7 protein-coding genes are annotated in these 17,345 nt (G+C 74.1%); 1 reads left to right on the plus strand and 6 read right to left on the minus strand.

The window, feature by feature from the left end:
• Positions 1 to 19: 19 nt before the first annotated feature.
• The 6 genes from ACZ7MG_RS36925 to ACZ7MG_RS36950 form a co-directional block, all read right to left on the minus strand.
• Positions 20 to 4,645 carry a hypothetical protein gene (locus tag ACZ7MG_RS36925; RefSeq protein ID WP_471383742.1) on the minus strand — a complete coding sequence of 1,542 codons (4,626 nt, stop codon included), beginning with the start codon at positions 4,643 to 4,645 and terminating at the stop codon, positions 20 to 22.
• A gap of 10 nt (positions 4,646 to 4,655) precedes the next feature.
• Positions 4,656 to 5,975, minus strand: a complete 1,320-nt coding sequence (locus ACZ7MG_RS36930) for a serine/threonine-protein kinase (RefSeq protein WP_471383739.1) — start codon at positions 5,973 to 5,975, stop codon at positions 4,656 to 4,658.
• Positions 5,968 to 8,862, minus strand: a complete 2,895-nt coding sequence (locus ACZ7MG_RS36935; protein ID WP_471383736.1) for an AAA family ATPase — start codon at positions 8,860 to 8,862, stop codon at positions 5,968 to 5,970. The genes ACZ7MG_RS36930 and ACZ7MG_RS36935 overlap by 8 nt, the downstream gene beginning before the upstream one ends.
• 199 nt (positions 8,863 to 9,061) lie before the next feature.
• Entirely contained in the window at positions 9,062 to 11,920 is a 2,859-nt protein-coding gene (locus ACZ7MG_RS36940) for a S9 family peptidase (protein WP_471384030.1), read from the minus strand.
• A 533-nt stretch (positions 11,921 to 12,453) separates the two neighbouring features.
• Entirely contained in the window at positions 12,454 to 14,238 is a 1,785-nt protein-coding gene (locus tag ACZ7MG_RS36945; RefSeq protein ID WP_471383733.1) for an N-acetylglutaminylglutamine amidotransferase, read from the minus strand.
• A gap of 213 nt (positions 14,239 to 14,451) precedes the next feature.
• The gene (locus tag ACZ7MG_RS36950) at positions 14,452 to 15,645 is read right to left on the minus strand and encodes a carboxylate-amine ligase (protein WP_471383730.1); all 1,194 of its coding nucleotides are present in this window, start codon (positions 15,643 to 15,645) and stop codon (positions 14,452 to 14,454) included.
• Between the two features lie 260 nt (positions 15,646 to 15,905).
• On the opposite strand from ACZ7MG_RS36950, the gene ACZ7MG_RS36955 reads away from it, so the two are divergent.
• Positions 15,906 to 17,345, plus strand: a complete 1,440-nt coding sequence (locus ACZ7MG_RS36955; RefSeq protein ID WP_471383728.1) for a glycoside hydrolase family 43 protein — start codon at positions 15,906 to 15,908, stop codon at positions 17,343 to 17,345.

Raw genomic sequence — 17,345 nt, forward strand, 5'->3', positions numbered from 1 at the left:
GCTCGTTCGCTTGCGGACGTCACCGTGGTGTGTACGCGCCCTGGGCCAGCAGTTCGGCCGCGTTGTCGTCGCCGGGATCCCAGCGCAGCGCCTGCCGGTACATGCGCGAGGCGGAGGCCCTGTCGGTCGCCACGAACAGTCCGCGGTACTTGAAGTGGATGCACAGCGCCCGGTTGCCCGGTAGATGGCCCTTGCCGGGCGTACAGAACGGGACCAGTTGGTCGGCGAAGACCCGTGCCTTTCCGATGACCGTGCACAGTTCCTCGGTCCGTTTCATCTGGTAGAGGCAGTTCTGCAGACTGTTGTGCCAGTCGAGCGCGGTCCGCAGCAGCCGGGGGAGCGGCACATCGAGGCCGGTCAGGGGCCGCAGCGCGTCGATGGCGGACTCGTAGTCCTGGTCGATGCCCTCGGCCAGTCCCGCGATGGCGGCCGGGTCCCTGAGCGCCTTCTCGGCGGTCAGGACGGCCTCGGCGCACCACTCGTCGGTGACCGTGCCGGCCAGCGCGGAGATCTCGGTCCAGCGCCGCTCGTCGACCGTCACGGACCATCCGAAGCCGAACTCGTCCAGCAGGGCGTGGACTTCGGACTCGCCCGTCCGTACGGCCGTCAGCACGCGCAGATGCAGCCGGGCGGTGTCCCGCTCCCCGGCCTGGAGCGCCTCGGCGCCGAGTCTGCGGTGCAGGGCGAACAGGTCCCGGCACACGCCGGCGCGCAGCCGGGTCTCCGCCTCCGGCCCGGCGGGCTCCTCGCCGTGCTGCTCCCAGAACCGCTCCGAGCCCAGCAGCAGGGTCCACAGCACGGTGGCGCGGGCGAGATGGCCGCCGCCGCGTGCGACGGGCGCCGGTCCGCCCAGGGCCGTGTCCCGGTGCAGCAGGGCGAGGGTGTGGTGGAGGCGGACGTCGTACGGCCAGGTGCGCAGGCCGGTCGCCCAGCGCCGTTCGACGCGCGGGGCGTCGGCCGTGCGCAGGGCGTCGGTCAGTTCGGGGTCCGCGCGGACCGACGCCTCCAGGGCCGCGTAGCGGCCGGGGCGCTCCCAGGGGACGGATTCCCGTTCCCCGCCGGGGAAGAGCCGGTCCAGGAGGCGGCGGACGAGGGTGTCGAGCTCCAGGCCCCGCGCGAGTGCCTCGGTCCTGCCGCGGGAGGGGAGGCGACGTGTCGCGGGCCCGGCCGCCGGCAGCACGGCGGCGGCCCGGTGCAGGAACTCGGCGCTCCGCAACAGCTCCCCGGCCTTGTGGGCGGCCACCGCGCGATGGCAGAGCAGCAGGGCGTACCGGGCCCGGACCTCACGGTCGTCCCGCCCCTCCCGCTCCGCCTCCCGCAACGCCCGCTCCCACAACTCCGCCGCCGTCGCCAAGTCCCCGACGGCCACCGCGCATTCCCCCAACACCCCCGCGCCCACCGGAGCCGGCTCGGCCCCCGCCAGCCCCTTCACCCACTCCATCAACCCCTGCTCCCGCCCGTCCCGCCGCCGCGCGCCACCACCCTGCGACCGCCCCGCCGCACCACCGGCCCTACGACCGGCCGCGCCGCGCCCCGCGGTGCCGCCGCCTCGCGCCGGGGTGCCGTCCGCCGTGGCGCCCGGCGTCGTGCCGCGTCGTCGGGTGGCGCGGCCGGCCCCGCGACCGCCGACGCCGCGACCGTCGGCCCTGCCCGCTCCCGCCCCGCGTTCCCCGGCGTGGGCGAAGAGCGCCGGCAGGAGGCGGGCGAGGTCGGTGACCGTGGACAGGTCGTAGTGGGGCGCCGCCGCGGAGAGCAGTTCCAGGGCTCGCAGGGGGTCGCTCTCGACGAGGCCCGCCGCGTGGACCACCCGGACCAGCGCGGCACGCTCCCCGGCCCCGACCGGCGGCGGCGCCAAGGGCGGACGCCCCTCCAGCGCGTCGGCGAGCAGACCACACAGATCACCGCCGGCCGACGCCGCCCTCAACTCCCGTACGGCAGCGGCCCGATCACCCCGCGCCAACTCCCCCACGGCCGAGGCAAGCGCCAACACCGGCTGCGCCCCACGCCCCAGCCCTTGCCGCGCCACCGCCCCTTCGGCCGACGGCCGCTCGTCAGGCGGTGGTTGTTCGCCGGGGGGCGGCTGCCCCGTGTCGGACGGCTGCACCTCGCCGGTCGGTCGCCCCTCCGCGGACGGCCGCTCCTCTGCTGTCCGCCGACCCCCTTCGGTCGGCCGCGCCGCGTCCGTCGGCCGTACCGTGCCGGATGGTCCCGGCTCGTCGAAGCGTGTCGTGTCGTCGAATCGCACCGTCTCGTCCGGCGGTTGGGCCGCCGGTATCGATGGGCGCCCGGTGGGGGAGTGGGCCAGGGCCGCGGCGGTGGCTCGGTCGGCGAGGGGGTGGAGCTCGGGGCGGGGGTGGCGGTGGGCGAGGGTGCGGACCAGGTGGGCCAGGGTGTCACGGTGGTAGGGGGTCGTGCCGCGCATGCTCGCCGCGGTGAGGGCGGTGGCCAATACGGTCACGGCTTCGGCGGGCGGGTCGTCGGTCTCCTCCAGCAGCGCGACCAGACGCCGGCACAGCTCCGGGTCGGCGGACCCGGGGTCCTGGGCCAGCCGCGCCAGCCCAAGGACCCACTCCGCCCAGGGGTGTTGCCGCACGGAGGGCGACAGCACGGCCGGCCCGTCGCCGGACCCGACGGCGGTGGCGTGGGCGACCGCCCTGGCGGCCCGCTCCAGCACCGCCGCGTCCGCCGGCACCGCGTCCGGCGCGGTCGCGAGCGCCCGCCCCAGCTCCCTGGCCGCCCGCCGCGCGTGGTACGCCGCGTCCTCGGGATCCCGCGTGCTGCCCTCCCCGGCGAACAGGTGCAGCCGCAGCGCGCCGAGCGCGTACGGCACCTGCGGCAGCCGGTGGGCCGTCAGCCGCCCCAGCCCCTCCTCGACCACCTCGTCCGCCGCACCGCCGACCGCCTCGGCCCACACCCGCAGCAACTCGGCCTTCTCACCGCTCAGTTCGGCGAGCAACCGCCCCGCCCTGGCCGGCCGTAGCTCCTCCAGATGGTGCGCCGCCAGCACCAGCGCCGCCCGCCCGTGTCCGAGCGAGCGGGCGGCCTCCAGCAGCCGTCGCCCCTCCTCCGGATCCCGGCGCAGGGCCAGCAGCCCCGACCACAGCAGCCGGTCGGCCCGTGGCAGCCGCCGGTACAGCGGCTCCGCGAGCAGTCCGGCCATGTCCGCCGCCCCCGTCGACCGGCCGTACGCCGCCCCCAGGGCCGTACGCAGCGCCTCCAGCCGTTCCGGCGCACCCCGGCCCGCCGTGGGCAGCGCCGCCGCGCCCCGGTCCGGGGTGTCGGGGCGCCGGCGGCCCTCGGCCAGGTCACGGCGGACCCGGGCGATCCGCTCGTAGCCGGGCGGTACGGCGGCTGCCGCGTGTTCGGCGGCGGTGGCGGTCACCGCGTGCGGCTCGGTGTCCAGCAGCAGACAGGCCAGCGCCCAGTCGTCCGGGTCCCGGGTCATCCGCTCGATGAGCAGCCAGAGTCCGCCGCGGTCGCCGGTCAGATACAGCGACCAGGCGGCGTGGTAACGCCAGGCGGCGACCGAAGACTCGCCCCGGGCGATCGGGACGAGCAGATCCCGGGCCCGCTCGGCGTCACCGTCCAGCAGGAACAGACGGCCCCGGGCGTAGTCGAGCCAGGGCCCCACCTGGCGGGGCGGGGCGAGCGCGGCCAGCCGGGCGACCGGGACGGGAGGCGGCCGGTCGGACCCCTCGTCGAACCAGGCCAGCACCCGCCCGAGCGCAGCCGTCGCGGCGAGCCCGGGCGCGGCGGGGCCGGATGCGGCGGCGGCACCGGGCCCCGTGACATCGGCCCCGGACCCCATGACATCGGCCCCCACATGGCCCCCCACCCCACGGCCCCCCGCGCCGCCCTCCTCGGCCGCGGTGAACGCCCACCCCGGAATGTCCGCGGCCCGACCGGCCCGGATGTACGCGAGCAGGAGCCCCAGGAGGGCGGTCGTGTCGTGGGGGTCGGCTGTGCGGGCCGCGAGGAAGTGCGCGAGGGCCGCGTCGAGGTCGCCGGTGATCTGGAGAGCGTGGAGCCCGGCCGCGCGGTCCGCCCCCGGCAGCCCGGTGGAGGACAGGGCGGCCGCCTGCCGTAACCGCTCCGCGTCCGAGGAGAGGTCCACCCGGAGCACCTCGGCGGCGAGGGCCAGCACCGCCGGGGGCCGTGGCCCGGAGCGGCCCAGCAGGTCCGCGCAGACCTCGATCCGGGGCGCGTCCCGCAGCCCGGAGCGGGCCAGCTCGTCCGCCACCGAGACTCTCGCCGTGTCCCGCAGCGAGGCCGTCCAGTACAGCCGGGTCAGCAGTTCGCAGGCCGGTGACTCCTCCCCGCGCCCGAACCGCGCGGCGGCCAGCGGCCGTACGGCCTCGTCGAGGGCGACGTCGTCAGCGGCCTCCGCCACCCGCCCGGACAGCGCCTCCAGTGCCGCGAAGTCGTCCTCGGTGAGCAGCGGCCGGTACGGCGGCCCGGCCACGGACCGCAGGAAGTCGACGTAGAACGGAGCGGCCGTCTCGGGACGTTTCTCCCACTGCGCCCAGATCCTGCGCAGCTTCGTCAGACCACTGTGCGGATCGGGGTCCTGGAGAGCCGTCTGCCACTGTCTGCGCAGTCGCCCGGAGGACGAGAAGAAGTCACCGAAGGACGCGGGCGCACTCATGCCGCCGTACTCACCCCCTGTCGCTCTCGCGTCGCAGCAGATCCTCGAAGTGCCGGGCCTGGTAGGCGTTTCCGGCCCGTCGGTAGGTGTCGGCCGTTCGTGCCAGCAGGGCGCACCGCTCCTTGCGGGTGCGCAGCAGCGCGCTGTCGCGCACCAGTTGCCAGGACTCGGCCAGCCGCCGTGCCGCGCCGGCCGGGTCGCCGAGTGTGTCGAGCAGCCCGGCCAGTTCGGTCAGCAGCGCCAGCCGGACGGCGGGCGACGGGGTCTCCGCACCGGAGTCCAGACAGACGCGCAGGGTCTCGCAGGCCCCGGCCGTGTCCCCTTCGGCGGCCTGCTCACGGGCCCGGTCCAGCGCGCTCGTGCCGGGCGGCGGACGGCGGGGCCCGGCCTCGGCCTCGGCCAGCGCGCCCAGGAGTTCCGTGGCGCTGCGGAAGCGCCGCGCGGGATCGAACTCCAGACAGCGCAGCACGACGGCGTCGATCTCGCGGGTCACGGTGTTGTTCAGCCGGGACGGCGGGGCCGGCGCGCGGCCCTCCTTCTTCCGCCGGTACAGCCAGTCGCCGTGCAGGGCGTCGGGCAGGTCGTGGGGCGGCACCAGGTGCTCGTAGGGGAGCCGGCCGGTGAGCCCCTCGTACATCAGCACCCCGAGGGAGTACAGGTCGGAGGCGGGCACGCTCTCGCCCTGCGAGGTCTCCGGTGCCATGTAGGTGAGGGTGCCGGCGACGCCCGGTACGGTCCCGGACTCCACCAGTCTGGCGGCGAGACCGAAGTCGATCAGCCGTACGGTCAGGTCCGTGCCCAGCAGGACGTTGTCCGGTTTCAGGTCGCGGTGCAGCAACGGCACGTCCAGGGCGTGCAGTCCGCGCAGCGCCACACAGATCTGCCGTGCCCAGAGGAACAGTTGCTTCGCGGCGACCGTCCGCCGGCTGCGGAACTCATCGGCGAGCGTGGTGCCCTGCACGTACTCCATCACCAGGAACGCCCGGCCCCCGGCGTCGTGGGCCAGCCCGCCGTCGTAGACGTGGACGAGGTGGCGGCGGGCCTCGGCGTCGGTCATGCCGTCCATCGCCTCGGCCAGCCGCAGGACGTCGGAGAACCGGTGCCGCGCGTCCTCCTCGGTCATCCCCGTCTCCCGGGAGATCTTGCAGGCGACCCGCCGGACGGGCCGGCCGAGGATGCGCTGCTCGCTGAGGAACACCGCGCCGAACGCGCCGCCGCCGACGAACTCCGTGAGCAGATACCGGTCGTCGATCACCCGCCCCTCGAACGACCGCAGGTCCGCCCCCGTCACCGGCTGCGGCGCCGGGGCCCCGCCTCCACCGTCACCCATGGCCCGCTCCGGTGGAGTCGTCGGCAGCGGGGTCGGCGGGGTCGGCGAGGGCGTCATCGGCGGCGACGAAACGGACGTCCGTCCGGGGCGCGCGTCCGTCGGTACCGCCGCCCTCGGGACGGAAGTCCAGCTCGATACGGGCGCACTGCCGGAACTCGTCCTTCCGGCGCTGCTGTTCGAGCAGGACCGGGCTCTCGATCAGGTCCGACAGGATCTTCGCGACGATACGGCCGCCCTCCTTGCCGCCCGACCTCTCGTTCCGCAGATGCCCCTGCCCGGCGGCGTAGTGGATCAGTTCCTCCGGGACGACCAGCTCCTTCTCCCGCTTGTCCCGCCAGAACGCCCGCTGCCGGTCGACGAGTTTGCGGCAGATCGCGGTCATGGCGTCCAGGTCCAGTGGCCGGAACACGATGATCCGGCGGATCCGCGCCAGGAACTCGGGGGAGAAGACCGGCCCGCCGTGCGCGCCCTTGCCGACCTGGAGCAGCGCCTCCTTCACCCGGGCGACGATCTCCTCCTCGGGCCGTCCCTCCCGGCTCATCCGGGAGATGATCTCCTGGCCCGCGTTGGTGGTGAGGATGAAGATCGCCCGGTCGCCATGGGCCTTGACCCCGCGCTGGTCGATGATCCAGCCCTCGTCGAAGAGGTTGAGGAAGGGCCGCCAGACCTCGGAGTGCGCCTTCTCCGCCTCGTCGAGCAGGAAGACGCAGTACGGGTCAGCGTTCAGCTCGTTGATGAGCCGGCCGCCGCGCTCGAAGCCGATGTATCCCGGTGGGGAGCCGATGATCCCGGCCACGCTGTGTGCCTCGGAGAAGTTCTCCATGGGGTAGGTCTGCAGGCGTTTGGAGGAGGAGTAGAACCCGGCGACGGTCTTCGCCAGTTCGGTCTTGCCCGTCCCGGTCAGCCCGGCGAAGAGCATCACCGAGGCCGGGCCGCCGCTCGCCCCGGCCACACCCGCCTTGATCCGGCGCAGCTCGTTCGCGACCACCTCCAGCGCTTCCCGCTGCCCGAACACCGAACCGCCCAGCGCCTGTTCGTAGTCGATCCCGTCGTCGCCCGTCCCGCCGATCTGCCCGGCGGGCACGCCCGACACCTCGGCGATGACCCGCACCACGTCCTCGGTGTCCACGACGGCCCGGGTCTCCCCGAGCTGCGTACGGCGGTAGTCCAGGTCCTCGCAGGCCCGGCGGAGCACCTTGACGGCGGCCAGCGGCAGCCGCCGGCTGAGGATGTAGTCCCCGGACAGGACGACCGCCCGGTCGACGACCCGGTCGGAGACCTCGGCGCCGAACTCCGCCTCCAGCGCGTCCGCCGCCTGCCGGACCATGTCCCGGGCCGTGGCCCGGTCCGGCTCGGTCATGTCGATACGGGTGGTCAGTTCCCGCAGCGCGTGGTCGGCGGCCAGCAGATCGTCGTACTCCTGCACGGAGAGGATCCCGATGAGATGGATCCGGCGCTCCTTGAGCGCGCTGCGCAGGGCCTGTACGTGGTCGGTGCCGTGGGGGCCGCGGAGCATCGCCCCGAGCCCGTCCAGGCAGACGATGAGATCGGTACGGCCGGCCACGTGGGCGATGATCCGGGCGAGTTTCGCGCCGCTGTCGGAGGCCGGTACGTCACGGCAGTCGACGCGCAGCAGCCGCTTGCGCCGCAGGAAGGGCAGCTCTCCGGCCGCCGCACGTCTGGCCAGTTCACGGACCAGCGTGGTGGTGCCGACTCCGGCGGGGCCGGTGATCAGCACATGGTTGTCGGTCGTACGGTGCAGGGCGCGGCCCAGGGCGTCGAAGTAGCGCTCCAGATGCCGGGCGGCGGGGATGCCCTGGGTCCGGGCCAGCCACGTCAGGTCCTCGGCGGGGGGCGAGTCGGCCGGCAACCGGAACGCGATCTCGCGCGGCCCCGAGGTACGGGTCTCCCTGACGGACTGGGCCAGTAACTCCCGCATCCGCGCCAGGTCCACCCGCAGCGGATCCGTCCGGAACACCGAGGCGAGCCGTGGCGGCGGGTCCGCCAGCAGGGCGTCCAGGAGATGGGGTGTGTCGACCTGTTCGGCGGCCCCGACAGTCGCGGCGCGCCGGGCCCGCAGCAGCAGGTCGAGCATCGGCTCGCCCAGACCGTCCCGGTGCAGCGGGGGTGCCTCCTTGCCGTGCTGGGAGAGCCGGAAGGCGCCGCCGAGCAGCTCCGCGACCTTTGCCAGGCCCAGTTGGGGCGGGAGCTGCAGCCGTAAGAGCCGCTCGGTCAGCCCTTCCGTCTCGCTCAGCAGCGCCAGGAAGCAGTGCGGGGGCAGCAGCCGGTCGTAGCCCAGCTCGCCCGCGCGCTCCGCGGCCTGCTCCAGAACGGCCCAGGCGTCCGCCGAGAACTCCTCGGAGCGCAGCCGCCCGGCGTCGTCCAGCAGCGAGGGGGGCGGCTCCGTCGCGACGCGCACCTGCTCCCGCAGGGTGCGCGCGGCGGTGGTCGTGTCGAGGAGCCGCAGGAACCGCCGGTCACCGGCGTCGGGATGGTCCAGGACATGGGCGACGAGCAGTTCGAGGCAGACGGGCCGTAGCCGGTCGACGTCCTGGCCGAACTCCGTGGCGAAGGCGTCGAGGGCGGCCAGTGTCTCGGGGGCGAACCGCTCCCGCCGCCCGTCGAAGTCGAAGTCCTGGCCGTCGGGGTTCGGCGGGTTGTACGCGGCGATGGTCTCCAGCAGATGCCGCGGCCGGGCGCCCTCGGTGAGCGCGAGCGCGAGGCCCGACAGCACCGCCTGGTCGCCGGAGTCGATCGCGCAGGAGAGGATGTCGCTCGGGCGGACCGTCTTCGCGCAGCGCTGCGTCGCCGCCGACAGGACATCGATCACCCGTTCGTCCAGCAGGGTGTGCGGAGTGAAGATCCCCTCCGAGAAGAGCGACAGCACGACAGCATCCCCGTACCCGTTCCCGGCGCGTCCGCCTTCGCGGAGCCGGCCGGAGCCAGTGGCAGTTTCCCCGTTGCCCTCACAGTCTGGCACGCGGCACGACGACACCAATGGCCAATGCCGGACATCACCTCGATAGGTTCACAACACCCCGGTACCGCCCGGCCGTTACGGTCCACGCCCCGCCCGTGCCAGGGGGTCAGCCGGCCACATGGCGTTCGATCCAGTCGGCGGCGGTCCGGCGGAAGATCTTCCGGCTGTCCGCGCGCAGGAAGTCGTGGCCCTCGTCGCGCAGCATCAACAGCGCGGCCTGCAGCCCGCGTTCGCGGGCCGCCCGGACGAACTGCTCGGACTCGCCGAGCGGCACATTGGTGTCGTGCTCGCCGTGGACCGTGAGGACGGGCACGCGCAGCGCGTCGACGCGGGTCATCGGGGACAGCGCCCGCAGCAGGTCACGGTCGCGTTCCGGGTGCCCGTACTTGTGCGCCGCAGACTCCGCGATCCACGGCTCGGTGCCGGCGTAGAAGGTCGCGAAGTCGGACATCCCGCAGGCCGCGACCCCGGTGCGGAAGAGGTCCGGGTGCCACACGAGGGAGGCCATCACCAGGTAGCCGCCGTACGAGCGGCCCATGACGGCCAGCCGCCGCGGATCGGCGAGACCGGCCACGACGGCGTGGGCCGCGCAGTCGGCGACGTCCTCGATCGCGGCGAACCGTCCCGTGCCGAGGTCGGCGTCGACGAACGACCGGCCGTGCCCCGACGAGCCGCGCACATCCGGGGCGAAGACGTCCAGGCCCCGGCCCAGCAGCTCGTGGTAGAGCGGGTTGAACACCGGCCGCTCCTGTTCCTCCGGGCCGCCGTGCAGATGGATCACACAGGGCGCGGGCACTCCGGGGGGCCGGCCCGGCGCCCGGTAGTACCAGCCGCTCAGCGGCAGGCCGTCGCGGGCCGTCAGCCGCTGCGGCACGGGGCGCACGGGCGGGCGGCCCGGCGGGACCGCGTCCTCGTCCCGCGACGACCACTCGGTGCGCCGCGCGGTGCCCTCGGACCACCACCACACCCCGGGGCGGCGCTGCGAGCCGGACAGCGCCAGCACGAGTCCGGCGCGGCCGCCGACCCGGGGGATACGGGTCACCACCTCGTGCGGCAGCGGCACGGTCTGCTGGGGCCCCACCCGGGGCTCGCCGTCCTCCGTCGTGACGGCGACGACCTCCAGCTCGGTGGCTCCGCGCACGTTCCAGGACAGGGCGGCGGTGCGGCCGTCGTGCCCGAAGGCCAGCAGCTCCAGCCCGCAGTCCGCCCGCTCCGCGGCCACGGTCAGGCCCTGCTGCTCCCCTTCCTCGTCCAGCCCTATGGCGAACAGCGCGGCGAACTCGCGTGCCGCGTCGCTGCGCAGCCACACGGTCGTGCCGTCGGGCGAGAACCGGCCGATCCACGGATCCCCGTCGGCGACATGCAGCGCGACCGTGGTCCGCAGATCGGCCGTCCGCACGACCAGCCCCTCCCGCCGCCCCCGCGGCCCCCGCCGCACCAGCGCCAGCCGCCCGTCCCGGCTGATGTCACACACCCGCAGCGTGGCGGCGCCCCGCTCGACCGCCACGAGAACGGGCGCCGCGACGCCCACCGGATCAACGAGGTACGCAGCGAGCCCACCCTCCCCCCGCCCCTCATGCGCCGCCTGCCCACCTGCCGCGCCCGCCCGGGACCGCCTGGGCGCGCCCTCGCTCACCGTCATGCCGCGCACCCCGGGCACGTCCGTCAGCCGTCCGCCGGGGGTTGCTGCGGGGGGCACGCCATAGGCCCCGGCCGTCCCGGCCCGCCGACCGTATCCGTGGTCCGCGCTGCTTCGCTCGGGGGGTGCGGCTGGTGGCTGTGGGTCGGGGGTTGTTTCGGGGGGTGCGTCGTAGGTGCGGGGCGTTTCGGCAGGTCGGCCGTAGCCGTGGTCCGCGCCGCTTCGCTCGGGGGGTGCGGCTGGCGGCTGTGGGTCGGGGGTTGCTTTGGGGCTTGAGTCGTAGGTGCCGGGCGTGTCGGCGCTGCTTCGCTCGGCGGGTGCGTCCGGTGGCGGTTCGCCGAGGGGGGCCTCGGGGGGCGCCTGGTCGCTTGTCCGGTCGTGGGTGCTGGGTGCCTTGCCGACCTGGCTGTGGCTCTCGTCCGTGCCGCTGTCTCTCGCGGGGGCGTCCTTCGGCAGCGGCACGTCGGTTCCGTCCGGGACCGCCCAGGCGCCCTCGTCCTCGCGGGCTCCGGGCGGGACCGGCTCTCGGCCGTAGCCGTGGTCCGCGCCGCCGGGCTCGGTGGGTGGGGTGCCGGCCGGAGGGTGCGGGGGCTCGTTCCCGGGGCCGGTTTCTCCTCGTGCGCGGCCCGTCGGGGCCGCGTCGCCGTGGCGGGGGCCGCCCAGCAGTACGGCGCGGCCGTCCCGGGTGGTCCAGCCCGCCGGCCGGGGGGCGGTGTAGGTGTACGGGTCGGCGAGACCCGGTTCCGCGGGGACGGGGCCCTCCTCCGTCTCGGTCCCGCCCTGCGCGAGGACCGGCTCGGCGACGGTGACGGCCACCGCCGAGCCGTCGTGCTGCCAGCAGCCGAGGTACGCGGAGCTGCCGGGCTCGGCACCGGCGAGGACGCGGCGGCCGGTGCCGTCGGGGCGGACGCACAGCACCCGGGTGTGTTCACCGCCACCGGGGGCGGTCGTGTAGGCGATCCAGCGGCCGTCGGGCGACCAGGCCACCTCCTTCACCGGGTGCGGATCGGAGTCCAGCAGATGGACCTCGTGTCCGTCGACCGGCCCGGTCCACAGCTGGGGCACCCCACCCCGGTCGCAGATGAACGCGACGTACCGGCCGCTCGGGTCCACCGACGGGTACCAGCAGCCGTGGGACCGCAGCGGCTGCGGCGTGTCCAGCGGCCCGGCGGTCTCCGGCAGCGGCACCGGCACGGGAGCGGTGGAGGCCGACGTCAGCGTGGTGGCCGTACCGGGCGTCCCCACGGAGGCGGAGGCGGAGGCGGAGGAGGGAGAGGCGTGAGCGGGGGCGTGGTGGTGGTCGTGGTCCGCGTACCGCCACGGCATCCCGTCCACGACGTCCTCACCGGCGGCGGTCCGCCCACCGGGCCCCGCAGGCGAAGGCGCGGAGGCGCCCGGGGCCGACGGAGCCCACGAGGCCGACGAGGCCCCAGTCCCGGCCGCAGCCCCAGTCCCGGCCGCAGCCCCAGACCCGGTCCCAGCCCCAGACCCGGTCCCAGCCCCAGACCCCGTCCCAGCCCCAGTTTTGGTTGTGGTCCCAGTCCCGCTCCCGGTCTCCGTGCGCGGGCCGCGTCCCTCCGGCGCGGGGGCCCCCTGCCCGCCCACCTGCTCCTCCCGGTCCTGACGGTCCTGCCGCTCCTGACGGTCCTGCCGCTCGTACGGGTCGTGCCGTCCGCGCGGCCCCGGCCCATGGTCCTCGTGCATGGGGTCCTCTTGCCCACGTACCCCCCTCCCACGTACCCCCCGCCCGTGAGCCGCCTGCTCATGAGCCCCCTGCCCACGTACCCCCTGCCCATGAGCCGCCCGCCCAAGAGCGTCCCGCTCATGGGCCCCGGGCGCACGCGCCCCCTCTTCCCCGGTCACCTGATCCCGTGGGTTTGCAGCCATATCTCCAGCAAGGCGATCTGCCACAGCGCGTTCGCCCCGCGCCGGGTCCGGTGCTCGTCCGGTGCGGAGAGCAGCTCGGCGACGTACGCGTCCTGGAAGACACCGCGCGACCGGGCCTCGGGCGCGGACAGGGCCTCGCGGACGCGCCCCAGCACGGGGCCGGCCATGTGTTTGACGGCGGGGACCGGGAAGTAGCCCTTGGGCCGGTCGACGACCGCGGCCGGGAGGACCCGCCGCCCGGCGGCCTTCAGGACCCCCTTCCCCCCGTCGGCGAGCTTCAGCTCCGGCGGACAGACGGCGGCCAGCTCCACCAGCTCGTGGTCGAGGAACGGCACCCGCGCCTCCAGGCCCCAGTCCATCGTCATGTTGTCCACCCGCTTGACCGGATCGTCGACGAGCATCACCTCCGCGTCGAGCCGCAGCGCCGCGTCGAGCGCGCTCTCGGCCCCCGGCCGCGCCATGTGCTCCCGTACAAAACGGCCGGACACATCGTGATCGGCCAGCACGGACGGCCGTAGAACCCCCGCGAGGTCGGCGTGCGCCCGGTCGAAGTACGTCGCGGCGTACGCCTCGTGCGCACGCTCCCTTGGTACGGCGGCCATGTCCGGATACCAGTGGTACCCGGCGAAGACCTCGTCCGCGCCCTGCCCGCTCTGGACGACCTTCACCTCCTTCGCCACCTGCTCGGCCAGCAGATGGAAGGCCACCACGTCATGGCTGATCATCGGCTCGCTCATCGCCTCGATCGCCGCGTCCAGCGCCGTCGACACCCGGTCCGAGGGCACCATCAGCTGGTGGTGCTCCGTACCGAAGTGCCGGGCGACCAGATCGGACCAGCGGAACTCGTCGCCCTCCTCACCGCCCTCGGACTCGAACCCCACGCTGAACGTCGCGAGATCCCGCTGCCCCTCGTCGGCCAGCAGCGCCACGATCAGACTGGAGTCGAGGCCGCCCGACAGCAGCACACCCACGGGGACGTCGGCCACCATGCGCCGGCGTACGGCGGTGCGCAGCGCGTCGAGCACCGCGTCCCGCCAGTCGTCCGCGCTCAGCCCCGCGTCCTCGGGGCGCCGGGAGTACGACGGCTGCCAGTAGCGGGTGTCGTGATGGCGGCCGTCCGGCTCCACGACGCGCACGGTGGCCGCGGGCAGCTTGCGCACCCCGGCGAGGACCGTGCGCGGGGCGGCCACGGTGGCGTGCCAGCTCATGTACTGGTGCAACGCGACCGGGTCGAGCGAGGTGTCGACACCGCCGCCCGCCAGCAGGGCCGGCAGCGAGGACGCGAACCGCAACCGCCCCGGCGCGTGCGCCAGATACATCGGCTTGATGCCCAGCCGGTCACGGGCCAGTACCACCCGACCGGTGGTCTGCTCGGCGATCGCGAACGCGAACATGCCGTAGAAGCGTTCGACGCAGGCGGTGCCCCACTGCTGGTACGCCTTGAGCACCACCTCGGTGTCGGAGCCGGAGAAGAAGCGGTGCCCGAGGGCGCGCAGCTCCGCGCGGAGTTCCTTGTAGTTGTAGACGCAGCCGTTGAAGACACCGGCGATCCGCCCGGCGGGGTCGGTCATCGGCTGGGCCCCGCACTCGGACAGGTCGATGATCTTCAGCCGGCGGTGCCCCAGGGCGACGGCGCCCTGCGACCACACACCACGGCCGTCCGGTCCCCGGGGCGCCAGGCGGTCGGTCATGCGCTCGACGGCCGCGAGGTCGGGCCGCCCACCGTCGAACCGGACCTCACCACACAGCCCACACATCAGCCCACACCCCCTCGCGAGGCCCGACGTGCGCGCGTATCGCTGTTGTCGTTGCTGGCGCTCTTGCTGCTGGGCATGCGAGCCACTCCTTGATCACCGGGGCACCGGGCACCACGGGCGGACGACGGGTTTCTCCGTCAGGTGCTCCACGCCGTGGCGTGTCGTGGACGACGGCCGGTGCCGGTCTCTCCACTGCACACCGCCGCGCGGACATCACCCGCCGACGGACTCCACCGAGTACGCCGCCGACGCCTCCGCAGGCCCCGCCCCGGCCGCCGCGACGGGCCGCCGGCGTACGGGTGCCGCGGTACCGCCGCTCCGCCCGCGCTCCCCCCGGGTCTCGGCGGCCAGCGTTCCGACACAGGCGGACAGACCCTCCTCCTCGGCGACCCCGCGCAGCCGGTGGGCCGCGCTGCCGCGCGCGAGGGCCTCGTCCAGGAGGACGCGTACGGTGTCCCAGTCGCCCAGGGCCTCCAGGGCCGGACGCAACCGGCGGAGCATGTCGCGCAGAACGGTCGGGGCGGGCGCGGCGAGCCGGGTCACCGGGTCGACCAGCTCACCCTCCAGCCCCGACTGGGCCGCACGCCAGACCGCGGCACGAAGCCATTCGTGCCGGCCGTCGCAGACCGGCCCCGGCCCCTCCAGCCGGACCCGCGCGTCCTCGACCAGCGCGCGGTACAGCCCGGCGATGAGCACCACGGTCTCGATGCGCGGGCTGGCGTCGCAGACGCGAAGCTCCAGGGTCCTCTGGTGATCGCTCGGGCGGAGGTCGTAGTAGACCATTCCCGGGTCCTTGATCACGCCGGAGCGGATCAGGCCCTCGATTGCGGCGTCGTAGTCGGCGGCCCCGGCGAAGCAGCCGACGGGCCCGGCGGTGGGCCAGCGCTGCCACAGCATCGTCCGCCAGCTCGCGTACCCCGTGTCCGTGCCGAGCCAGAACGGCGAGCTGGCCGACAGGGCCAGCAGCGGCGGCAGCCACGGCGAGGCCGCGCACATGAGCCGCACGGCCGTGTCCCGGTCGGGGACGTCGACATGGACCTGCGCGCTGCACACGAGATGCTCGTCGGCGACGCGGCGGTACTCGTCGACCATCTGCCGGTAGCGGAAGTCGGGGGTGGCGTCACCGGGTGTCAGCCGGGCGAAGGGGACGGTCCCGGCCGCGACGACGGCCAGTCCGAGCCCGGAGGCCGCGCCGTCCAGCCGCCGCCGTGCCCCGGCGAGATCGGTGTGCAGGGACTCCAGGGAGTCGTGCACCAGGCTGTTCCACTCCACCGCCGAGCGCTGCAGTTCCGGCTTGAACTCGGCCCCGGGCAGTCGGCCGAGGACCGTCCCGGCTCCCGGTACCAGCCGCCCGCTCTCCGCGTCCAGAACATGGAACTCTTCCTCTACGCCCACACGAACGGTCACGGCCTCTCCCTCATCCGTTACCCGAGATCCCCCGCCGGTCCGAGGACCCGCGGGGACCCTGCGCCGCCCGAGTTCCCGACAAAAAGATAAATAAGCCTCACCAGTACCTCAACCGGAACAGCGTCGCGTGTTCGAAATCCTGGCCTCTGGCCGTGCGTGTCAGGGCCCTTGACGCGCCAGATTGCCCAGGTCTAGCGTCTGCCCGACTTTCCGAACGTTGTCCGAAAAATCGAACAACGTGACGGCGACAGGAGATGCGCATGTCCGCGGTTCTCTCCAGACTCACGGCGGTCCTGATCGCCGCCTGTCTGCTCCTCACCGGCCAGGCCCTGACCACCCCGGACCGCGCCGCCGCGGCCGATCCGGGCTATCTGATGACCCACTTCATCGGGGAGGGGGCGACCGGCCAGCAGATGTACTTCTCGTACAGCGCGGACGGTCTGAACTGGACGGATCTCAACGGCGGCGGAATGACCCTGCGCTCCACCGTGGGCACCCGCGGCGTACGCGACCCCGCGCTCGTGCGCTCACCCGACGGCAGCAAGTACTGGATCATCGCCACCGACCTGTGCATCGACTGCGGCCAGTCCTGGAGCGACGCCATCAACAACGGCAGCCGCAGCCTCGTGGTGTGGGAGTCGACGGACCTGGTCACCTGGTCCAGGCCGTGGCTGCTGAACGTGGCCGGCGCCATCCCCGACGGGCGCAACGCGTGGGCGCCGGAGGCGATCTGGGACACGGCCACCAACAGCTACGTCCTGTACTGGGCGACCAACAAGCCCCTCAACGGCGTGACGAAGCACCGCATCTACTACGCACGCACCACCGACTTCCGCACGATCACCACTCCGCAGACCTACATCGAGCGCGCCGGCAACCAGGAGATCATCGACACCCAGATCGTCGAGGTCCCGGCCGGCAACGGCGCCTACCGCTATGTCCGCGCCTCCGGTGACGGCCAGATCACCATCGAGGGCAGCAACTCGATCCTCGGCACCTGGACCACCCTCGGCAACCTCTCCGGCATCGGCCTCACCGGCGCGCAGGTGGAGGGCCCGATGTGGCTGAAGTTCAGGGACCGTGGCGAGTGGGCTCTGTACCTCGACCAGTACGCGGCCGGCAAGGGATACATGCCGGTCCTGACGACCAGCCCGTCCACCCCCGCCACCTCCGGCTCCTACCGCATCCCCGCCGCCGGCACCTACAACCTGGGCGGAACGAAGAAGCGCCACGGTTCGATCCTGACCCTGACGGCCGCCGAGGACGCCCGGATCCAGGCGCGCTGGGCCAATGTCCCGGGCAGGCGCCTGCAGTCCTTCAACTTCCAGGACCGCTATGTCCGCCACGCCAACTTCGACGTACGGATCGACCAGAACGTCACCAACGACGACGCCCGGTTCCGTACGCGGCCCGGTCTGGCCGGCACCGGCACCGTCTCCTTCGAGTCGGTGAACTTCCCCGGCCACTATCTGCGGCACGACGGCGCCGACTTCCAGCTCGTGTACGACGACGGCACCGCCCAGTTCGCCGCGGACGCCTCCTTCCGCCAGGTCGCCGGCCTCGCCGACTCGACCTGGTCCTCCTTCCAGTCGTACAACCACCCCGACCGCTACATCCGCCACTACGCCTACCAGCTGAAGCTGGAGACGATCACCAACGCGACCGGGCGCAGCGACGCCACCTTCCGCCTCACGAGCTGA

The sequence above is a fragment of the Streptomyces sp. NPDC107538 genome (assembly GCF_055657445.1).